Annotated in this window: 20 protein-coding genes; 15 read left to right on the top strand and 5 right to left on the bottom strand. The window is 60.5% G+C overall.

Annotation, left to right across the window (positions count from 1 at the left end; translation table 11 throughout):
- Window positions 1-10 precede the first annotated feature (10 nt).
- Window positions 11-2,326, bottom strand: a complete 2,316-nt coding sequence (locus BLP10_RS14730) for a NosR/NirI family protein (protein WP_091135985.1) — start codon at window positions 2,324-2,326, stop codon at window positions 11-13.
- A gap of 330 nt (window positions 2,327-2,656) precedes the next feature.
- Here BLP10_RS14730 and BLP10_RS14720 point away from each other — a divergent pair, with 330 nt between their 5' ends.
- From BLP10_RS14720 to BLP10_RS14680, 9 genes are all read left to right on the top strand, one after another.
- Window positions 2,657-3,544, top strand: coding sequence for a ferritin-like domain-containing protein (locus BLP10_RS14720; protein WP_091135979.1), 888 nt, complete (start codon window positions 2,657-2,659; stop codon window positions 3,542-3,544).
- Between the two features lie 248 nt (window positions 3,545-3,792).
- Window positions 3,793-3,957 carry a periplasmic nitrate reductase, NapE protein gene (locus tag BLP10_RS14715; RefSeq protein WP_091135977.1) on the top strand — a complete coding sequence of 55 codons (165 nt, stop codon included), beginning with the start codon at window positions 3,793-3,795 and terminating at the stop codon, window positions 3,955-3,957.
- Between the two features lie 13 nt (window positions 3,958-3,970).
- Window positions 3,971-4,267 carry a 4Fe-4S binding protein gene (locus tag BLP10_RS23955; RefSeq protein WP_091135974.1) on the top strand — a complete coding sequence of 99 codons (297 nt, stop codon included), beginning with the start codon at window positions 3,971-3,973 and terminating at the stop codon, window positions 4,265-4,267.
- Window positions 4,264-4,521, top strand: a complete 258-nt coding sequence (locus BLP10_RS14705) for a chaperone NapD (RefSeq protein ID WP_091135970.1) — start codon at window positions 4,264-4,266, stop codon at window positions 4,519-4,521. Before BLP10_RS23955 ends, BLP10_RS14705 begins: the two co-directional genes overlap by 4 nt.
- Window positions 4,522-4,525: 4 nt before the next feature.
- Entirely contained in the window at window positions 4,526-7,045 is a 2,520-nt protein-coding gene (napA, locus tag BLP10_RS14700) for a periplasmic nitrate reductase subunit alpha (RefSeq protein ID WP_175493922.1), read from the top strand.
- Window positions 7,042-7,515 (top strand): nitrate reductase cytochrome c-type subunit, encoded by a 474-nt coding sequence (locus BLP10_RS14695; protein ID WP_091135966.1) that lies wholly within the window; start codon window positions 7,042-7,044, stop codon window positions 7,513-7,515. The genes napA and BLP10_RS14695 overlap by 4 nt, the downstream gene beginning before the upstream one ends.
- Complete coding sequence (locus tag BLP10_RS14690; protein WP_091135962.1) at window positions 7,515-8,132, top strand: NapC/NirT family cytochrome c; 618 nt, start codon at window positions 7,515-7,517, stop codon at window positions 8,130-8,132. The genes BLP10_RS14695 and BLP10_RS14690 overlap by 1 nt, the downstream gene beginning before the upstream one ends.
- 4 nt (window positions 8,133-8,136) lie before the next feature.
- Window positions 8,137-8,679, top strand: a complete 543-nt coding sequence (locus tag BLP10_RS14685; RefSeq protein ID WP_091135959.1) for a DUF4142 domain-containing protein — start codon at window positions 8,137-8,139, stop codon at window positions 8,677-8,679.
- Window positions 8,680-8,684: 5 nt separating this feature from the next.
- Complete coding sequence (locus tag BLP10_RS14680; RefSeq protein WP_091135955.1) at window positions 8,685-9,944, top strand: molybdopterin molybdotransferase MoeA; 1,260 nt, start codon at window positions 8,685-8,687, stop codon at window positions 9,942-9,944.
- Window positions 9,945-10,008: 64 nt separating this feature from the next.
- On the opposite strand, the gene BLP10_RS14675 is transcribed toward BLP10_RS14680, so the two are convergent.
- Window positions 10,009-11,163 (bottom strand): hypothetical protein, encoded by a 1,155-nt coding sequence (locus BLP10_RS14675; RefSeq protein WP_175493921.1) that lies wholly within the window; start codon window positions 11,161-11,163, stop codon window positions 10,009-10,011.
- Complete coding sequence (locus tag BLP10_RS14670; RefSeq protein ID WP_244510548.1) at window positions 11,163-11,504, bottom strand: metal-sulfur cluster assembly factor; 342 nt, start codon at window positions 11,502-11,504, stop codon at window positions 11,163-11,165. Before BLP10_RS14670 ends, BLP10_RS14675 begins: the two co-directional genes overlap by 1 nt.
- Window positions 11,505-11,649: 145 nt before the next feature.
- Here BLP10_RS14670 and BLP10_RS14665 point away from each other — a divergent pair, with 145 nt between their 5' ends.
- Window positions 11,650-11,892: a DUF1858 domain-containing protein gene (locus BLP10_RS14665; RefSeq protein ID WP_342026179.1), complete on the top strand. Its 243-nt coding sequence runs from the start codon at window positions 11,650-11,652 to the stop codon at window positions 11,890-11,892.
- Here BLP10_RS14665 and BLP10_RS14660 read toward each other — a convergent pair.
- Window positions 11,884-12,618: a Crp/Fnr family transcriptional regulator gene (locus BLP10_RS14660; protein WP_091135948.1), complete on the bottom strand. Its 735-nt coding sequence runs from the start codon at window positions 12,616-12,618 to the stop codon at window positions 11,884-11,886. The genes BLP10_RS14665 and BLP10_RS14660 overlap by 9 nt on opposite strands.
- Before the next feature lie 353 nt (window positions 12,619-12,971).
- On the opposite strand from BLP10_RS14660, the gene BLP10_RS14655 reads away from it, so the two are divergent.
- Both BLP10_RS14655 and BLP10_RS14650 read left to right on the top strand, forming a co-directional pair.
- Complete coding sequence (locus BLP10_RS14655) at window positions 12,972-13,427, top strand: pseudoazurin (protein ID WP_091135944.1); 456 nt, start codon at window positions 12,972-12,974, stop codon at window positions 13,425-13,427.
- Between the two features lie 108 nt (window positions 13,428-13,535).
- Window positions 13,536-14,717: an NnrS family protein gene (locus BLP10_RS14650; RefSeq protein WP_091135940.1), complete on the top strand. Its 1,182-nt coding sequence runs from the start codon at window positions 13,536-13,538 to the stop codon at window positions 14,715-14,717.
- Between the two features lie 220 nt (window positions 14,718-14,937).
- On the opposite strand, the gene BLP10_RS14645 is transcribed toward BLP10_RS14650, so the two are convergent.
- Window positions 14,938-15,387, bottom strand: a complete 450-nt coding sequence (locus tag BLP10_RS14645; protein ID WP_091135937.1) for a GreA/GreB family elongation factor — start codon at window positions 15,385-15,387, stop codon at window positions 14,938-14,940.
- Window positions 15,388-15,519: 132 nt separating this feature from the next.
- Between BLP10_RS14645 and BLP10_RS22885 the strand changes: the two genes are divergently transcribed.
- The 3 genes from BLP10_RS22885 to BLP10_RS14635 form a co-directional block, all read left to right on the top strand.
- Window positions 15,520-15,708 carry a hypothetical protein gene (locus tag BLP10_RS22885; protein WP_139165505.1) on the top strand — a complete coding sequence of 63 codons (189 nt, stop codon included), beginning with the start codon at window positions 15,520-15,522 and terminating at the stop codon, window positions 15,706-15,708.
- A 148-nt stretch (window positions 15,709-15,856) separates the two neighbouring features.
- On the top strand, window positions 15,857-17,104 hold the full coding sequence (locus BLP10_RS14640) for a Glu/Leu/Phe/Val family dehydrogenase (protein ID WP_091135934.1): 1,248 nt from the start codon (window positions 15,857-15,859) through the stop codon (window positions 17,102-17,104).
- A 435-nt stretch (window positions 17,105-17,539) separates the two neighbouring features.
- Window positions 17,540-19,676: excinuclease ABC subunit UvrA (locus BLP10_RS14635; protein ID WP_091135929.1), on the top strand; the 2,137-nt coding region annotated here is incomplete at its 3' end.

Genomic DNA, 19,676 nt, shown 5'->3' with positions numbered 1-19,676 from the left:
TCCTTCTTGCTCATGAGGCGGTGGTCGGGGCATCGGCTGTGGTCGGTTCGTCCGAGGGCGTTCCGACAACCTTGCCCTTATGGGTGATGATTGGTTTAGCGGGTCCAGAACCGCCGTCTTTGTTCTGGCGCATGGACGGAGAAGAAAGTGCCTCGCGCTTCTCGCGTTTGAGCCGCACCTGGATCATATGCGGGCAGCGGTGGTCGTCGTGGTACAGTTCCTGGCAATGCATGCAGTAGATGCATTCGTTGACGTTGATCTGACCCTCGGGATGGATCGACTGCACTGGGCATTCCTTGGCGCAGCGCTGGCAGGGCGAGCCGCATTCCGGCCAGCGCTTGAGCCACTCGAAGGTGCGAATGCGCCCTGGAATGGCGAGTGCCGCGCCGAGCGGGCAAAGATAGCGGCAGAAGAAGCGTTCGATGAACAGACCTGCCGCAAGTAGCGTCAGGGCATAGATGACAAACGGCCAGTCACGGACGAACTTCAGGATGATGGCCGTCTTGAACGGCTCGACCTCGGCGAAGACCTCGGCCAACGCTACATTGTAGAGAGAAAGGCCGAACAATCCGAGGAAGATGATGTACTTGATCGGCCACAGGCGTTCATGCAGCCCCCAGGGCACAGTGATCTGCGGCACTTTGAGCCATTGGGCAATGTTGTTGGTGAGCTCCTGCAACGCGCCGAAGGGGCAGAGCCAGCCGCAGAATGGGCCTCGGCCCCAAAACAACAGCCCCGCTGCGACTGCCGCCCAGAGGATGAAGATCAGGGGCGCCGCCAGGAAGAACTCCCAGTTGAAATCCGTGATAAGGGAGTTCGTGAAGGTGAGAACGTTCACGACCGAGAGCTGAGCGTTGGCATACCAGCCGAGCCAGACGAGGGTGAAAGTCAGGTACGCGCGCCGGACCCAGACATAGATCTTCGGGCGCTTCACCAAGGCATCTTGGAAAAAGAAGATCGCGGTGAGGACAAGAAGGGCGATGGCGGCGATGCCGATGGAGACGGTATTCGTCTTCCAGATCTTGAGCCAGAGCGGCTCCTCGATGTCTCCTGCCGCGAGTGCGTCCGCGTCGTTCAATGACGGCTCGGCAGGTGGCGCTGGTTGGACAGGCGCATTGGATTGAGCGCCAGCCTGAGCCTGCTGCGAAGGGGCTGGGGCGGGCGTCGATGCCAGGGCGGGAGGCTGCTCGATCCGAAGATACTGGTCCGGCAACGTGTATTCGAGATTATACGTCAGGAAGGCCCGGTCTCTGGCGCCGACGTTGCGCTGCACGAGCAACTGGATTTGCCACGGTTCTGTCAGGTCGAGGGTGAAGTCCTCAGGCACCACGAACAGGGCAATCTCGCGCAGGGGCGGCGCTCCCTCCGCTGCGAGGTCGCCGAGACGTGTATGGTTGCGGTCGCGGAATCGGATGCCCTGGCCACCCTGTAGCAGTTCGACCCGGTCGAAGATGCCGCCGCGGACATATCCCGATCCCTTGAACGAATAGACGCCATCACCGGCAACGACGATCGCCTGCTGGCCAGGCTTGAGCCGCGCCTTGAGTTGCTCGTAGCCAGCATCCCCAAGGAGGCTTCGCCCGATGGTAGGGATGCTCACGGGCGCAACGTACATGTCGATGAAGGTGTCGTTCGGGTCGCCTGTTTCGGAGTTGTTGGCTGCTTCTTGGTTGCCCGCCTGAAGGTAGGTTTCATTGACCTCGCCGACAGTAAGCGACAGGCGGCGCACCGACCCATCTCCGAGCAGGGTTTGCCAGTCGCGGACCTCGCTTTTTGTCAGATCGACAGTCCTTACGGCCGGGGGAGCCGCGGCAGCGGCTGGTGCCCCCTGGGCGGTACCAAGTCGGCCGCTGCGGATGAGACGAACGGCGGAGCGCACGACGCTGTCGCCCATCACGAGCACGGTCACGGTCGCGCCGCTGACGATATCGACCTGGGGCGGGCGTTCTGCACCGCTCGCGACGGGCTTCATGTCGCGCCCGATCAACGTGTTCATCGCGTCGATGATACGTCGCTCCGGGATGCCGATCAGCACGATCGGCTCCTTGTGGTCGACAAGTTTGATCCCGGTGATGACGCCGTTGGTGTCGATGCCCACAAGCAGATTTATAGGCTTGCCGGAATAGCCGATGGCGCTCGTGATATCAGAGTTTAGATAGACGTAGCCGAGAAGGCGGTCGCCTTGGTGAACGGGAACGAGTGGCGGGTCGCCTTGCGGTGTGCCGAAACGATCTGCCCCTGGAAAGAAATCGGTCGGCTGCGCCTTTGGAAGAAACTCCTGCACACGGCCTGCCGCCATACCGGGCACCGTCCAGAGGAGCATCATAACCCCAAGCAGAGCTATGATCCGAAGGAGCGGAAGTTTAGTATTTGCAAGACGTCGGGCAGGACCGGGGGCGTGCGATTTTGCCAACAGGGGACCGTCCAGGATAGCGTTTATGCATCTGAACAGAAAAACGCTAACGGCTTTCAGCCGAAATTGGTTCCGGCTGGTGTTCGCGATCTTTCCGGGGCTGTTGAAATTGATCTCGCTATGCCCAAAACCATCATGCTAATCGGTGTTCGGCAGGCATTGATCTGTGTCAAACTGATCGCATGAAAGATGGCATGTCAACCCTGAAAGGGCCCGACAGTCCTGGGCCGACTGGAGAGGACGATGGCGCTGCTGAAAGAGGAACCGGCCGGTTCCGTGAAGTCTCTGGAGGAGCTGTTCGCGATTGCGGCGGCCATGGAGAAGGAGGCGGCGACCCGATATGCCGAGATCGCCGCGCGAATGCGTCAGGAGGGCGATCCCGCATTGGCCGAGGTGTTCGAGCGCCTGTCTGCCGAGGAGCAGGGCCACCTCGACAGCATCGTGCATTGGTCGGAAAAGACCAAAGGCCAGCCTCCCGATTTTGCGCGTATTCGTTGGGAGGCTCCCGAGACTTTCGATGATGAGGGTGTGGCCTTGGCCCATCCCCGTCTTCTGAGTGCCTACCGTGCGCTCTCCATGGCGGTGCGCAACGAGGAGCGTGCGTTCGCATTCTGGACTTATGTCGCCGCCCATGCGGAGACCCCCGAAATTCGCCAGGCAGCGGAAACCATGGCCCACGAAGAACTCGGGCATGTTGCAACCCTCCGGCGAGAGCGCAGGCAGGCCTTTCATGCCGAGCGGCGGAAAGAAGATGCCAATCTGCAGAAACAGGAGAGTGTAATAGGACAAGCGGACCTTGAGCGCCGTCTTGCCGAACTTCTTGAATCCGTCGCCGTAGAAGCACCATCGCCCAGGCGCGCCCACATCGAGCAAATGGCTGAAGAGGCACGACGGAACGCTGCAGATCTAGACGGCTCTGTCTTGGCCCTCGGCGGAGCGATCTCTGCACAGACAGTGCCGGATGACCCGGTGGCGCTGGCCGAGCTGCTCACTGAACGATATCTCGAGGCGGGCGATACCTTGCAGGATGAGGATGCATTGCATCAGGTGCAGGCCATGGCTGGAAGCGCGATTGCGCGTCTCGCTTGGTTGAGGAACGACCTTCCAGAACTGCAACGCAGTGCGGAGTGATGTGAAGCATGGCGATGCTTGGATGGATTGATGTCCTATCTGAAGTTCGGCTCGAATTAAGATGCTGATTTCATGCGTCTAGTAAGGCATAATGGAAGTTATAGGGTTCCTCCTTGATGTCGACCAAAGGCCAACTGGACCAGCATCAAGGAAAATTTGCAGTCTGGCACGGGAACTTTTCAGCTAGCTGAGCAGTTTCTCGGAATTCCAGGTTTCAGTCTGAAAACGTAATACATAAGCCTACGCCAATGAAATCAGAACCACTGGAATCGGGCAGCAGAAAGCGTGAATGGATCACGTTCTTCATCCTTGCTGTCATGATATGGCCATTCATCGCTGTCGGTGTCGTTGCGGGGTGGGGCTTTATCGTCTGGATGTACTACCTGTTCACCGGACCGCCCGGTCCGGTCTGACGGGAGCCTCGCGATGGTTGAGACCCCGGACCTCAAACGGCGCAACTTTCTGCTTGGCAGATTTACGGCCGAGCCCTCCGAGCCTGCCGGATCTCCCGTCGCCTTGATCGGACAATCCTGTTTCGCCTTTCAGGGAATTGCCTGCATGAGTTGCCGTGACGCATGCCCGACCGGTGCCGTGCGTTTTGAGCTTGCTATCGGCGGGGCTCGTCCCAGGATTGTGACGGAGACCTGTACGGGATGCGGTGACTGCTCCCAAGCCTGTCCTGCCGGTGCCATTCGTGTGTCGGCTGTCGAGGAGGCGTCATGAGCGCTGAGTGTCATATCTCCAGCCTGGTGGTTCACACGCGCCCGGAGCGCGTTCCAGAGATCATGATCGGGATCGGTGCGATCAACGGTGCCGAGGTCCATGGTGGGCAGGACACGGGCAAGCTGATCGTCACTCTTGAAACAGATACGGAGAGCCAGGTCGTCGAGCGCATCAATGCCATCCAGCTCCTCGACGGCGTCCTCTCCGCAACCCTCGTCTTCCACCATTTCGAGCCTGTTCCAGAGCGGGAGTAGACCCATGGACATCACGCGCCGCACCCTTCTCAAGACACAGGCCGCCATGGCTGCCGCCGCAGCCGCGAACGTCACGCTGCCGGCCAGTGCCCAGAATGTCCTGACCGGCGAGGATCTGCACCTTCAATGGTCGAAAGCACCCTGCCGTTTCTGCGGAACGGGCTGTGGCGTCATGGTCGGGGTGAAAGACGGTAAGGTTGTAGCCACCCATGGCGACATGCAGGCGGAGGTCAACCGGGGTCTCAACTGCGTGAAGGGCTATTTCCTGTCCAAGATCATGTACGGCAGCGACCGGCTCACACAGCCGCTGATGCGCATGAAGAACGGCCAGTTCGCTAAGGATGGCGAGTTGCAGCCGGTTTCCTGGGAACAGGCCTTCGACGAGATGGCCAAGCAGTTCAAGCGCGTGCTGAAGGAGAAAGGGCCTGAGGCCGTGGGCATGTTCGGCTCGGGCCAATGGACGATCTGGGAGGGATATGCAGCGTCCAAGCTCATGCGCGCTGGATTCCGCACGAACAACCTAGATCCCAATGCCCGCCATTGCATGGCCTCAGCTGCTGTCACCTTCATTCGTACCTTCGGCATGGATGAGCCGATGGGCTGCTACGACGACTTCGAGAACGCCGATGCTTTCGTGCTCTGGGGCTCGAACATGGCCGAGATGCATCCGATTCTGTGGACCCGGATCACGGACCGCCGCCTCAGCCATCCGCATGTGAGGATCGCGACGCTGTCGACGTACGAGCACCGCACCACTGACCTGTCCGATATGAGCTTGATCTTCAAGCCGAACTCGGATCTCGCGATCATGAACTATATCGCGAATTACATCATCCAAACTGGTGCGGTGAACAAAGAGTTTGTCGACAAGCACTGCAACTTCCGCTTGGCGAATACGGATATTGGTTACGGCCTGCGGTCGGACCACGTGCTGGAGCAGCGGGCACAGCATGCCAACGACGCTCAGGTCTCGAAGGCGTCGAGCTTCGAGGATTATGCGAAGCTGATGAGCGAGTACACGGTCGAGAAAGCTTCTGAGCTCTCTGGCATTCCGAAGGAAAGATTGGAGGCTCTTGCCAAGATCTATGCCGATCCGAAGACCAAGGTGATGTCCCTCTGGACCATGGGATTCAACCAGCACGTCCGTGGCGTCTGGGCCAACCACATGGTTTATAACCTGCACCTGCTCACCGGAAAGATCTCGGAGCCTGGCAACTCTCCTTTCTCGCTGACAGGCCAGCCCTCGGCATGCGGCACGGCGCGTGAGGTCGGCACTTTCAGTCACCGTCTGCCCGCGGACATGCAGGTCAACAATCCTGAGCATCGCAAGCACGCGGAGGAGATCTGGAAGCTGCCGCATGGCCTGCTTCCCGAGAAAGTGGGCTACCACGCGGTGCAGCAGGACCGCATGTTGAAGGACGGCAAGCTCAATGCCTACTGGATCATGTGCAACAACAACCTCCAGACGGCGCCGAACACCAACAACGAGACCTATCCCGGCTACCGGAACCCGGCGAACTTCGTCGTGGTCTCGGATGCGTATCCGACGGTGACAGCGATGGCGGCGGACCTTGTGCTGCCAGCGGCGATGTGGGTCGAGAAGGAGGGCGCCTACGGCAACGCGGAGCGGCGCACCCATTTCTGGCATCAGCTCGTCAACGCGCCGGGGGATGCCCGTTCCGATCTCTGGCAGCTCATGGAATTCTCGAAGCGGTTCACCACCGACGAGGTCTGGCCGGCCGCGATCCTCGATGCCAATCCAGACTACAAGGGCAAGACCCTTTATGACGTTCTCTTCGCCAACGGCGAGGTGAACAAGTTCCCTGTGTCCGAAATCGACCCAGCCTATGAGAACCGTGAGTCAAAGGCTTTCGGCTTCTATGTCCAGAAAGGCCTCTTCGAAGAATATGCCGCCTTCGGCCGCGGACATGGGCACGATCTCGCGCCGTTCGATACTTATCACCAGGTGAGAGGCTTGCGGTGGCCGGTCGTCAATGGTCAGGAGACCCGCTGGCGTTATCGCGAGGGCCTCGATCCCTACGTGGAAAAGGGGACTGGCTTCCAGTTCTATGGCAACCCCGACAAGAAGGCCAATATCATGGGGGCTCCCTACGAGCCGCCAGCCGAATCTCCCGATGCGGAATACGATCTCTGGCTCGTGACCGGCCGCGTGCTGGAGCACTGGCATTCCGGGTCGATGACTCTACGCGTGCCCGAGCTCTATAAAGCCTTCCCGGGAGCCGTTCTGTTCATGCATCCGGACGATGCCGCCAAGCGCAACCTACGCCGGGGGCAGGAAGTCAGGATTGTCTCGCGTCGTGGCGAGATTCGCAGCCGTGTCGAGACACGCGGGCGCAACCGCGTGCCGCCGGGGCTGGTCTTCGTACCGTTCTTCGACGCCAGCCAGCTCATCAACAAGGTCACGCTCGACGCAACCGACCCGATCTCGAAGCAGACCGACTTCAAGAAATGCGCGGTCAAAGTTGTTTCAGCGGCCACCGCTGATGCTGGAGATGTGCAATGAAGCGAAGCGTGTTCGCGGCTTTGATCAGTATTGGGCCTTGTCTGGCTGCCGGAGCCATATTCGCGCAGGATGCACCGCGCCTTCGTGGACCGGAGCCCTTTACCAAGGAGACACCAGCTCCGCCGATGCAGCGTCAGGTCACGGACGACGTGCGGGTGCGCCGCAATTATCCGGATCAGCCTCCTGTCATCCCGCATTCCATCGAAGGCTATGCGATGGACCTGAACGCGAACAAGTGCATGTCGTGCCATGCACGCAAGTTCACGGACCAGAGCCAAGCCCCGATGATCAGCGTGACCCACTATCAGGATCGGGACGGGAACACCCTCGGTGGACTGGCGCCACGGCGCTACGTATGCGTTGCATGCCATGTGCCGCAGACGACCGCGAGGCCTCTCGTCGAGAACGTGTTCACCGACATGGATGAACTTGCCGAGCCCGAGCGTCAGCCCGAACGGGGGCGGCACTAATGGCGGCTGGCATCTCTCGCGCATGGGGCTGGTTTCGGGGCAACCGCTGGGTCCAAACGGCCCTCAGCCCACCGACTTATCTCAGCCTCGCCTTTCTCACCCTCGGCGGCTTCGTGGCTGGCGTTATCTTCTGGGGCGGCTTCAACACCGCTCTGGAGATCACGAATACCGAGAAATTCTGCACCAGCTGTCACGAGATGGAGGCTAACGTCTTCGAGGAGTTGAAGGGGACCGTGCACTTCACGAACCGCTCCGGCGTGCGCGCGACATGCCCCGATTGCCATGTTCCCCATGAATGGACCAACAAGATCGCCCGCAAGATGCAGGCTTCGAAGGAGGTTTGGGGGCATATCTTCGGCTCCATCGACACGCGGGAGAAATTCCTCGCCTTGCGCAAGCATCTTGCTGAGCGGGAATGGGAACGAATGAAGGCGAATGACTCGCTGGAATGCCGCAACTGCCACAGCTCGGAATCCATGGACCTTGCAAAGCAGAATCCGCGCGCAGCATCGGCGCACGAGCAGTTCCTGTTTACGGGACAGAGGACCTGCATCGATTGTCACAAGGGCATCGCGCACCGCCTGCCCGACATGTCAGGCGTCCCAGGATGGCAGTAGGTTCATGAAAGCCTTCACATCGCTCATCGCGGCCTCGATTCTTGCGGTGGCTCTGCCAGGCAAGATCCCGGCCGTCTTGGGGCAGGGGACGACCAGTGCCCCTGTCCAGTCGCGCCCTATCGAGCCGGAGGAGTTCCTGCGGCTGGCCTATAGCTCCGCGTCATTGCAAGGTCAGGCAGCCAAGCTGGCTGCCAGTCGCGAGACGAGGCCCGAGGTCAAGGCCTATGCGACCGCGGCGTCCGACTTCCGGGCAGGGCTTCTTCAACGCATCGAGGCCTTTGCCAAGGACCGCAGTATGCCGCTTCCTTCGGTGAAGGAGTTCGAGCACCAGGTTATCATCGAGAACCTCGAGCCGCTCGACTACCTTGCGCTAAGCCGGCGCTACGCGGAAATCCAGGTGCAGGCCATCGAGCAGGAGCTGAAGATTTATCAGGCCGCGAGCCAGAGCCCGCGCCAGGAGATCAAGTCCTTCGCTGAGCAGATCCTTCCTGAACTGCAACGGCAGCAGGAAGGCGCGCAGAAAATGTATGAGGCAGTCAGACCTTGAGCGGGATGGTGACGCAACCCGTCAAGGTCCATCCCTGCGACGCTCCTGATGGTCTGATCTCGATCGAGCAGGCTTGCTTCCAGGCAGCGGCATATGCCTCTGTCATCAAGGAACATGAGGAAGTTAGCCTGGGCGATGCCCTGGGTCGGACCTTGGCGCTGCCGATAAGATCGGTCATGCCGCTCCCTCCCTTCGACCAATCGGCTATGGATGGCTATGCCTTGGAGGCAGGGGGCGGATTGCCGTCTGGTACGGCTCTGACCATCGCTGGACGCATTGCTGCCGGCGACAGAGGGCAGCCCCTGCCGAAAGGAAGCGCCTCGCGCATTCTTACCGGGGCAAGGCTTCCCCATGGAGCCGATGCCGTGGTGATGCAGGAAAATGTCGCCAATGTCGGTGGCAGGATTGTTTTGACCCGGATGGTTCGATCCGGCGACAACATCCGTCGGCGCGGAGAAGACGTTGAGCCCGGAGAGGGACTTTTTCAGCCGGGCGAGCGCATCGATGCGCGTCACATCGCGCTCCTCGCAGCGCAAGGTTTGGAGAGAATAAGCGTTCGACGGAAGGTACGGATCGGCATTCTCTCTACAGGCAATGAACTTCGCCTGCAGGGGGAGCAGCTTACTGAAGTATCGTTCTTCGATTCCAATCGTCCGATGCTTCTTGCGCTTGCACACCAGGCAGGAGCCGACGTTCTGGATGGGGGAGTCATCCGCGACGATCCGCAACTGATTGCTGAAGCTCTTTCGGAGCTTGCCCGCCATTGCGACCTAGTCGTTACAACGGGTGGTGCATCGGTTGGTGATGAGGACCATTCCATGGTCTCGCTCGCCAGAGCAAACGGGCGGGGTGAAACCCTCAAGATTGCGCTCAAGCCCGGAAAGCCTGCCGTGGTCGGGGTAATCGGGCGAGCAACGTATCTCGGCCTCCCAGGTAATCCGGTGGCTGCCCTTGTATCCTGGCTGCTTCTCGGAAGTGCGGTATTGGCAGCCTTGGACGGGCGGAGATCACGACCTCTCCCTGGCATGCGCCTTCCGATGATCCATGCTTTCAATCGACGTGCAGGACGAACGGAATTTGCTCCCGCGCGCATCGTTCACGGTAACGGCAATCTGGCTGTCGAAATCCTCGGTCGTGGCGGATCAGCTCGCCTCAAGCCTCTCGCAGCAGCGGACGGGCTTGTGCGCATCGAGCCTCTTCATGCTCCCATTGCCGAGGGCGACGAGGTCATGTTTCATCCCTTCCGGGACGGCTTCTCAGTATGACCCGTAGGGAATAGGGGCCAGTCCACGCCTAGGCTGGAGTTGCAGCCAAGCGCCATCGTCTGCTTCACGGCACCGATTGGCGAGGCTGAGGCAGTTGAGAGGTTTCACGACCGTTCCGCGACGCTATGGCTAGGCTGGCAGCAAAGCTGACCAAGGCAATGAGCGTAAGGATGCCGCTTGCCATACGTCCGGCTTCCCACCCCGCGATCCCGGCGCTGGCCCGCAGGATCATCGAAGCATGCAGCAGGATGAGCGGCGCGTAGAGCACCGGTCCATAGCGCAGGCGAACGCGCGCGACTGCGGGCAGGATGATGAGCGCATGCCCGAACACCATCGAGAGCACGAATCCGATCAGGATCGCATGCAGTGCGACGTCATACCCGAGACCGCTTTCGCCTGGAGGGAACCAGATCAGAGAAAGACCTGCGGCACCCAGCCACGCATATCCTGCCAGCATGCAGGCTGCCATGAAACGTGTCTGGCCCGTTCTGCGGACGTTCACGAGAGCAATGTCGTGCCGCATCAGCCACAAGGTGCTGACTAGGAGCGCTAAGCCGAACAGAATTGCGCCATTCTCACTCATGAGGCCATTCTGGGCGCCAGCGACGAGCAGTCCGACAGCAAACAGGAAGAGGGCTTCGCTGCCGCGTCGCCGCGGCATGAGGCGGCTGAGCTCCAGACGCTCGCCCGCAATAGTCAGGACCAGGAAAGCGAGCCACCAACCCACCAGATCAGGCACGGCTTGACCCGTCAGCCAAAGGATATTTCCGGCGAGCCAAGCGAGGGCACCGAACAGAAGCGCGCCGTTGAACAAGGCCGGTTGTTGTATGGTGATCAACAGCGACCCGCCCGCAAGCACCGCCGCCGCAGCGGCATAGGCGCCTGCACCTACGGATAAAGGCGCCCCAGCCAGCAGGGCTAGCGTGCCAAAGCCCGAGAAAGCCGGACCCACATAGCTCCATCCACGATCCAGCGCCACGGCGCGCTCAAGTCCGATCAGCGTCCCAAACAGCCCTGAGATCATCAACGGCCCGTGTAGAGCCGCGAGGGCGGCCCCATGCGGCAGCGGCCAGCCCAAACGTCCCAGCGCGCCCCACAGACCGGCCAGAAGAGCGACAATGCCAAGGGCGAGAAGTGCGGATCTTATGCCTGTCCACGAGCGCAAGGGCATAGGGTTTTCCGGAATAGCGGCGGAACAGCCTGCGTTCGGCATATTCATCAGGCTGTCTCCCGAGGCCGATGGCCCAGGAGCTCGAGCCCCCGGTCCGTGATGCGGTCAGGATTCCAGGGAGGGCTCCACACCAAGCTGACGATTACTTTCGGCGCATCTTGGAAACGGCGTGACAGGCGCTCACGCGCATCCTCCACAATCATCTCGCCCAGTGGGCATGCTTTAGTCGTCAGCGTGAGCGCGACTGCGATTCCGTCGTCGCCCCTCTCAGCCCGATAGATAAGGCCAAGGTCGACTATGCTGAGGCCAATCTCCGGATCCATCACCTCAACAAAGCATTCGAGGATGTCGGGATCGAGCGTCTGGTTCCTAGCCAAATGTTGGGGCATGGCTTCCTCCCATCGATTGACCTGACCTTCGCCCATCGGTCCAAGCCTCTCTTTGCCCTCGCGCAAACACAGCTGCGAAATCTTTGGGCGTTGGGGCAACCTTGTGCAGGGACAAAGAGCGGGCAGGGGAGCTGGCCTAAACTTGATGTCAAGTTCACCGCTGGAGGTTCAGATGACTATCGAATTCACTCAGTCTGTCGACGATGTCATGCGGCACTGGCCCGCGACGATCCGCGTGTTTCTGAACCATGGAATGCGCTGCGTCGGCTGCCCTATCGCCTGCTTCCATACGGTCGATGAAGCTTGCCATGAGCACAGGGTTGATCACGAGACTTTCCTGGCTGACCTCAGGGCTGCCGCCTTCGAAGGTTCCCAGGACTTAGGCTGAATGCGTGGGATCTGCCATACCGGTCCGTCGATCGGGTAAGCCCTCGGCGAGGATGAAGAGTTTATGCGGGTCGCGGATCATGATGCGCTGGCGTCCGCCGGCAACCAGGCCCTGGCTCTCCCAGGCGCTCAGAACGCGGCTCACCGTGTGCAGCGTGGCGCCGGTCATCTCGGCCACGTCCTGGCGCGTGATCGGAAAGTCGATCTCGATGCCCGCCTCGACCTTGCGGCCGGATTGCTGGGCCAGGCGCAGAAGCACATGAGCGATGCGCCGCTCGACCTGCTCCGTGGACATCTCGACCACGCGCGTATGCGCGTCCTGGAGCCGGCTGCCCACGGTCTGGAGCGTGTTGACCGCCAGAGCCGGATGGGCTGCGATGAGGCGGGGCCATGCCGCGGAGGGCCAGACCAGGGCAATGCTGTCCACCACCGCCAGGGCGGTGGCCGGGTAGGTCGTGCGGCCGATGGCCATGGCCACGCCGAACACCTCGCCGGGCGCGACGAAGCGGACCACCACCTGCTGCCCGTCCGGCGTGAGCTTGAACACCCGCAGGTGACCGTGCAGCAGAACGAAGAAGGAATGCGCCTGCTCGTCCTGCTGGAACACCGCCGTTCCCTTCGGATAGCGAACCGACTGCGCTTCCTGCAGCATCTTATCCACCTGCTCCGGTGCGAGCCCCGCAAACATCGGAAGGTCCGCCACGAGGGACCGATCGACACTGGCCATTCTTTGCCTTTCACAAAAACAGGTTGTGGACGCGGGAGTGGACCACGTCCTTTCGGATCTTGCTAGGCTCAAGGGCAACAACGGCCATCGGTCTCATTCCGTTCAGACGCCTGGGCCCGCTTTTCCAAAGCGGCTGCCACGTGTCCTTGGGCCAAGGGCCGAAAGCCTGGCAAGATGTCGGTGTCCCTCATGTTTGTTCCAGCGCAAACAAAACCCTCTCTCCTCCCTTTCACACTGCGAATGGCTCGAACTCCTTGCGCAAGATCAAACACGGTTGCGGGAACGAGGCGTATCACTCTGTCAAGAGCTTCGCACAGAGGCTCACCGGTTTCGCATCGTAACAGGAGACAATCATGCGGAAGGTCATCGTACTGGGCGCCCTCGTGGCCGCCCTTGGCTTCGCCGGGATCGCGCAGGCGGCCGAGGTCGAGGTGAAGATGCTCAACAAAGGCGCCGAGGGCGTGATGGTGTTCGAGCCGGCACTGGTGAAGATCAATCCTGGCGATACGGTGAAGTTCCTGGCCTCGGACAAGGGCCACAACGTCGAGATCATCGATGGCATGCTGCCCGAGGGCGGCGAGAAGTTCGTGGGCAAGATCAACGAGGAGCTGGCCATCACCTTCGACAAGCCCGGCGTGTACGGCTACAAGTGCAAGCCGCATTACGGCATGGGCATGGTGGGCATGATCGTGGTGGGGGACGCCAGCAACGTGGATCAGGCCAAGGAGGCCAAGCACCCGGGCAAGGCCAAGCAGGCGTTTGCCAACCTGTTTGACAAGCTCGCGGCCACACAGACCGCAGCCAAGTAACATCGCGTCTGACGCTCACGCCGCCGCATCTCAGCCGCGGCGGCGTCGATGTCCGCGCGAGAGATTCAAACTGCGATTTGCAAGACCTAGAAGCGAAGGAACTCGGCGATGGCTCCCATTCCCCGCCTGCGGGACTACAAGGGACCCGCACTTCTCTCATACGGCTTTCGGCCATTCTTTCTGTTCGGATCGCTCTATGCCGGTCTTGCGATCCTGGCGTGGCTGCCAGCTTTCTACGGCGAACTCGAGCTGTTGACCGTCTTCGCCCCGCGCGACTGGCATATCCATGAAATGCTCTACGGTTATCTTCCGGCAGTTATCACGGGGTTCCTCCTAACAGCGGTCCCGAATTGGACGGGTCGCATGCCGCTCCAGGGATGGCCGCTGTTGGTCCTCGTCCTGGCCTGGGCGATAGGTCGAATCGCCGTCACTGCCTCGGCATTGATCGGCTGGGAAGCGGCTGCTCTCATCGACAATGCGTTCCTGGTTCTCGTCGCGGCCGCCATGGGTCGGGAGATCATCAGAGGGAAGAACTGGCGTAACCTCAAGGTCCTGATCGCGCTTGGCGTCCTCTCCGTCGGCAATATCGTATTCCACGTCGAGGCCCATGTGCTTGGAGCCGCAGATTACGGCGTCCGCCTCGGCATCGCGGCCACCATGATGCTGATCATGCTGGTCGGGGGGCGCATCATTCCCAGCTTTACCCGCAACTGGCTCGTGCGTGAGAATCCCGGCCGTCTGCCAGCCTCGTTCGGCCGCTTCGACGTCGCCTCCATGATCGCCGCTGGCGTGGCCCTTGCGATGTGGGTGGCCGCACCTGACTGGAGCGTGACCGGCGCGGCCCTGATCGCTGCAGGTGTGCTCCAGGCATTGCGTCTTGCGCGGTGGGCGGGCGAGCGTACTTGGCGGGACCGCCTCGTCCTGATCCTGCATGTGGCCTATGCGTTCGTTCCGCTCGGCTTTGTCCTGGTCGGGCTGGCCGCCTCAGGTTTCCTGCCTGCAAGCGCTGGGATTCATGCCTGGACGGGCGGTGCCATGGGCATCATGACCCTCGCAGTGATGTCGCGGGCGAGCCTCGGTCACACAGGGAGGACCCTGGAGGCGACGATGGTAACGCAGGGGATTTATCTATTGCTCGTCACGGCGGCGCTGGCCCGGGTCTGTGCTGCGATCCATCCGGCTTGGAGTGACACGCTGCTGCATCTGGCAGGCGGGGCATGGGCTGGAGCTTTTGTAGGTTTTGCTCTTGCCTATTGGCAGGTGTTCACGCGTCCGCGTGTGACGGCTTGATACGATCGCGTCCGGGTGTCGGCGAAAGCGCGGCGCGGATCACGTCCCTGCAAAAGAGATTGTGGTGGCGTCATCGCGATTTCCCAGCCGCGAGCGTATCGCATAGCGGGCCGATCCTGATGGCTGCTCACCCTCGCTATGCGAGAGACCGGCGTCATCGCCTGTTGGGAGCGTGAGGGCTGGCAGAGTCTTCAGTTCGATCTTCGGATCTATGCTCGCCTCAAGTCCAAGTGATACTGCCGATTGTGCGCGTGACCGTCGTGCCATCGTCCAGGAACCGGAGACCGATGCCCTCCACGAATACTTCATGGGCTGTGCCGTCATCCTCCACGAACGACATGCGGTCGCCTACACGAAGGCCTAAGAGCGCTGTTCCCAGTGGCGTCGTCACGGAAATCTCCGCGCCGGGCCAGATCAGGTCTTCAGGATGAACAAGCAGGTGCGCACGGGATTTCGGCTCGTCGTCAAGGCGAAAGATGACGCGGCAGTTCGTCGACACAACATCATCGGGTAATGCCGCTGGATGGCAAACTCTTGCGCGACGCAACTCATCGAGCAGGAAGCCGGACGCGTTGGGGGTCTCTTTTTGGCAGATCATCGCGGTAAACAGCAGGCGATTGTAATCGTACTCCGAGAGGGTGATTTGGGGGAGTTCACGCTGAGTGCTCATGAAGGTCTCCTCAAGACTGTTATCTGTTGGACGCATAACTGCTATGCCAGATAACGAATTGATATGACATATCAGTAAACGCCTGAACGGCGCGTATCGCGGCTCAAAGTTACTGTGAGAGGATGCCCCTGAGTGTCGGCGACCACAGCGGGTCAAGCCGCCTGGGGCTTAATTGCCTGCTTTGAGGCAACCTGCATGCGCAAAGAAGCGAAGGTGTTCCGCGGGCATAAACATAACATCATCAAGATAGCTGCATCGCCAGCGAAGGCAATCTTTCAGGTGACATTGGTGCTTGCGCGAATGGAGTATCGCCCGGCTTAAGAACCGGCTGAAGCAACTATGCTCTTGATTGACGCAGATTTGCCGGAGATGTTGCGCTCCGCAACGGAAGTCGCCATTAAGGCTCAGCCCAACAACTTACGAACATCGCATTACCACACAGGAGTGAGATCAATTGCATGCAGTCTCCATGCTGGACCAGGCTCTGACGCGTCTCGACGAAGCAGCCCGGCACCTTAACCTTGACGCGGACGTCCTCGAAAAGTTGAAGTACCCGCGCGAGACCACGAAGGTCCGCTTGATGATCCGCATGGACGACGGTTCGCGCAAATCCTTCATGGCTTGGCGCTGCCGCTACGACGACACTCGCGGTCCGACCAAGGGCGGCATCCGCTTCCATCCGGATTCGACCATAGAAGAGGTGGAGACGCTCGCGTTTTGGATGACCTTCAAGTGCGCGGTGATGAACCTCCCCTATGGCGGCGGCAAGGGGGCAGTACAAGTCGATCCCCATACCCTGTCGAAGGCCGAGATGGAGCGTCTCTCGCGCGCCTACGTGCAGGCTTTCTCCAAGATCATCGGCCCCGATCGCGATATCCCGGCGCCTGATGTCTATACAAACTCGATGATCATGGGCTGGATGGCCGACGAATATGCCTCGATCGTAGGTGAAGCCACACCAGCGGTGATCACCGGCAAGCCCATTGCCCTCGGAGGTTCGCTCGGGCGGGAAGATGCAACGGCTCGTGGCGGCTTTTACCTCGTTCAGCGTTTGGCCAAGGAACTGGGCTTGGAAGCGGGGGCACGGGTGGTAATCCAGGGCTTCGGCAACGCCGGTCAGCACATCGCGCGGCTTCTGGCATCCGATGGGTACAAGATCGTGGCGGTCTCGGACTCGAAGGGAGCAATCCATTCTCCAACAGGCCTCGATATCGAAAAGCTCCTCGCGGCCAAGAAGCAGGGAAGTGTCACAAGCCTCGCCGGGTCTGACGGCATCTCCACTCTGTCGGCCGACGATCTCATCTCGGTCGATTGCGATCTGCTCGTTCCGGCTGCCCTGGAGGACATGATCCATAAGGACAATGCCGCAGGCGTGAAGGCAAGCGTAGTTCTAGAACTCGCCAACGGCCCGGTCACACCCGAAGCCGATGAGATTCTCGCCTCCAGGAATATCGTCGTTCTGCCGGACATTCTGGCGAACGCAGGCGGCGTTACCGTCTCTTACTTCGAATGGGTCCAGAACCGGCAAGGTTACTATTGGCCCGTAGAGGACGTGCATGCGCGGCTGAAGTCGATGATGGAGCGGGAAGGGGACGCCATATGGGCTCTTGCTCAGGAGAAGGGAATCTCCCTTCGCAGCGCGGCCTACGTACATGCGCTCTCGCGACTTGCAGGTGCCATTGAAGCTCACGGCACACAGCAGTTTTTCACGACCTGACGTCTGGAACGACGCAATCATGAAACCGACTCGCGGATAGCGGGTGAGGGGGACCACGGCGTCACGATGGCGCTGTGGTCAGCCTTCCGCGCTTTGCCGAAGCTCGGGCTTAACCCCGGCATGCAGAGGGGATCCCTGGGCGGATCTATATAAAGTAAACTAGCGCGCATTGGGTGCTAAGGAAGGCAAAGGCACCCAGCCCCTTCTGAGTCCGCGGGCTGTGGGATGAGGATAGCACGGCCGTAAATTTCAGCGCCTCTGGCGTGACGGCGAGTAGACGGCTTTCGTGCTCGCGGAAGATCTGCCCAGGTGATCGATTTATCTCTCATACCATGCATCGCGAGTATTTTGCCGCAGAGCTGGAAAATACTCCTCTGGCAGGGCTGCTGCTTTACTCTAGATGTTCGCGCATCCGACATTTCACCGGGCCGTTCGATGGACAAAGATTCCGACTCCACTTCACTGACGGCTGTGCAGGAAAGGACGGGTTTCGTCCGTGTTCGCGGGGCCCGTGAGCACAATCTCAAGAACGTCGATCTTGAGATCCCGCGAGATGCCATTGTGGTTTTCACGGGCGTGTCCGGCTCCGGAAAGTCGTCGCTGGCCTTTGGAACCCTTTATGCCGAGGCGCAACGGCGATATCTCGAGTCTGTATCGCCCTATGCCAGGCGACTGTTCCATCAAATGCCGGTTCCCGATGTGGACGACATCGAGGGTCTGCCGCCAGCCGTCGCGCTTCAGCAGCAGCGCGGTTCGCCGACCACGCGCTCCTCGGTGGGCAGCGTCACGACCTTATCCAATCTGCTGCGCATGCTTTACTCCCGGGCCGGTGACTATCCGCGCGGCCAGGAGATTCTGTATGCCGAGGCGTTCTCGCCCAATACACCTGAAGGGGCCTGTCCTCGATGTCATGGCCTTGGCCGGGTCTACGAGGTCACCGAGCGATCGATGGTCCCAGATGACACGCTAACCATACGCGAGCGGGCAATTGCCGCCTGGCCAACCGCTTGGCATGGCCAAAACTTGCGCGACATCGCGACCACGCTCGGCTTCGACGTGGATCGGCCTTGGCGAGACCTGCCCAAGAAAGACCGCAACTGGCTTCTCTTCACTGACGAGCAGCCAACTGTTCCCGTCTATCCGGGATACACGCAAGCGGAGGTTCGGCGCGCGCTCAAGCGCAAGGAAGAGCCAGCTTATCAGGGTACATTCACAAGCGCCAAGCGCCATGTCCTGCACACGTTTGCCAACACGCAAAGTCCACTGATGAAACGGCGGGTGGCGCAATACATGGTGAGCACGGAGTGCCCTCTCTGCAATGGCAAGCGCCTTAGGCCCGAGTCATTGTCTGTCACGTTTGCAGGACTGGACATCGCCGACATCTCCAGTCTGCCTCTCGCCCGTCTCGCTGACATTTTTCGCCCCTATGCAGATGGAAAGGCCCCACCGCTAGCGAAGATCGAGGCGGAGCATCCCGAAAAGGCGGTGGTCGCGCAGCGCATTGCGCAGGATCTTGTCGCTCGGCTCAGCGTCATGCTCGATCTCGGGCTTGGCTATCTTTCTGTCGACCGCAGCACCCCGACGCTTTCGCCTGGCGAGCTCCAACGGCTGCGGCTGGCCACACAGGTACGCTCCAATCTCTTTGGCGTGGTTTATGTGCTGGATGAGCCATCCGCTGGGCTCCATCCGGCAGATACGGAGGCGCTGCTGAATGCGCTTGGGCAACTGAAGGCTTCGGGGAATTCGCAGTTCGTGGTCGAGCACAATCTCGATGTCATCCGTCATGCTGATTGGATTGTCGATGTTGGCCCAGGTGCGGGAGAGAACGGCGGCTTCGTGATCTATAGTGGTCCGCCATCCGGCCTAATGCAGGTCGAGGCTTCGCAGACCCGGCGCTTCCTGTTCGGCGAAAGCCTTCTCCCGCATCGGGATACACGTCAACCGAAAGGTTGGCTGCGCCTCGCGGGAGTTACACGCAACAATCTGCACGGGCTCGACGTCGCATTTCCCTTAGGCACCTTCACGACCGTGACGGGCGTATCCGGCTCGGGCAAGTCGAGCCTGGTCAGCCAAGCTCTGGTTGAACTGGTAGCAGAACATCTGGGTCACGATGCCCCTGCGCCGGAAGAAGAGGGCGAGGAGCTTGAGCGAGCTGCGACAATCGCCAGCGAGGGTCGAATCGTCAGCGGGATGGAAGGAATTAAGCGCTTGGTGCGGGTCGATCAGAGGGCGATCGGGCGCACTCCGCGTTCGAACCTAGCGACCTATACCGGCCTTTTTGATCATGTCCGCAAGCTCTTTGCCGCGACCAAGCAGGCACGCGCCCGCCGCTATGACGCAGGGCGCTTTTCCTTTAACGTTGCAAAGGGCCGCTGTCCGCATTGCGAAGGCGAAGGCTTCGTGATGGTCGAGTTGCTTTTCCTGCCGAGCGTCTACGCTCCATGTCCGACCTGCCACGGCGCTCGGTACAATGCTGACACGCTTAAGATCAAGTACCGCAATAAATCCATCGCCGACGTGCTCGGAATGACTGTTGATGCGGCCTGGGAGTTTTTCGCTGACGAGCCCCCTT

The sequence above is a fragment of the Microvirga guangxiensis genome (assembly GCF_900102135.1).
GTDB classification, from domain to species: Bacteria; Pseudomonadota; Alphaproteobacteria; order Rhizobiales; family Beijerinckiaceae; genus Microvirga; species Microvirga guangxiensis.
This window is presented reverse-complemented; position numbering and strand designations above follow the sequence as displayed.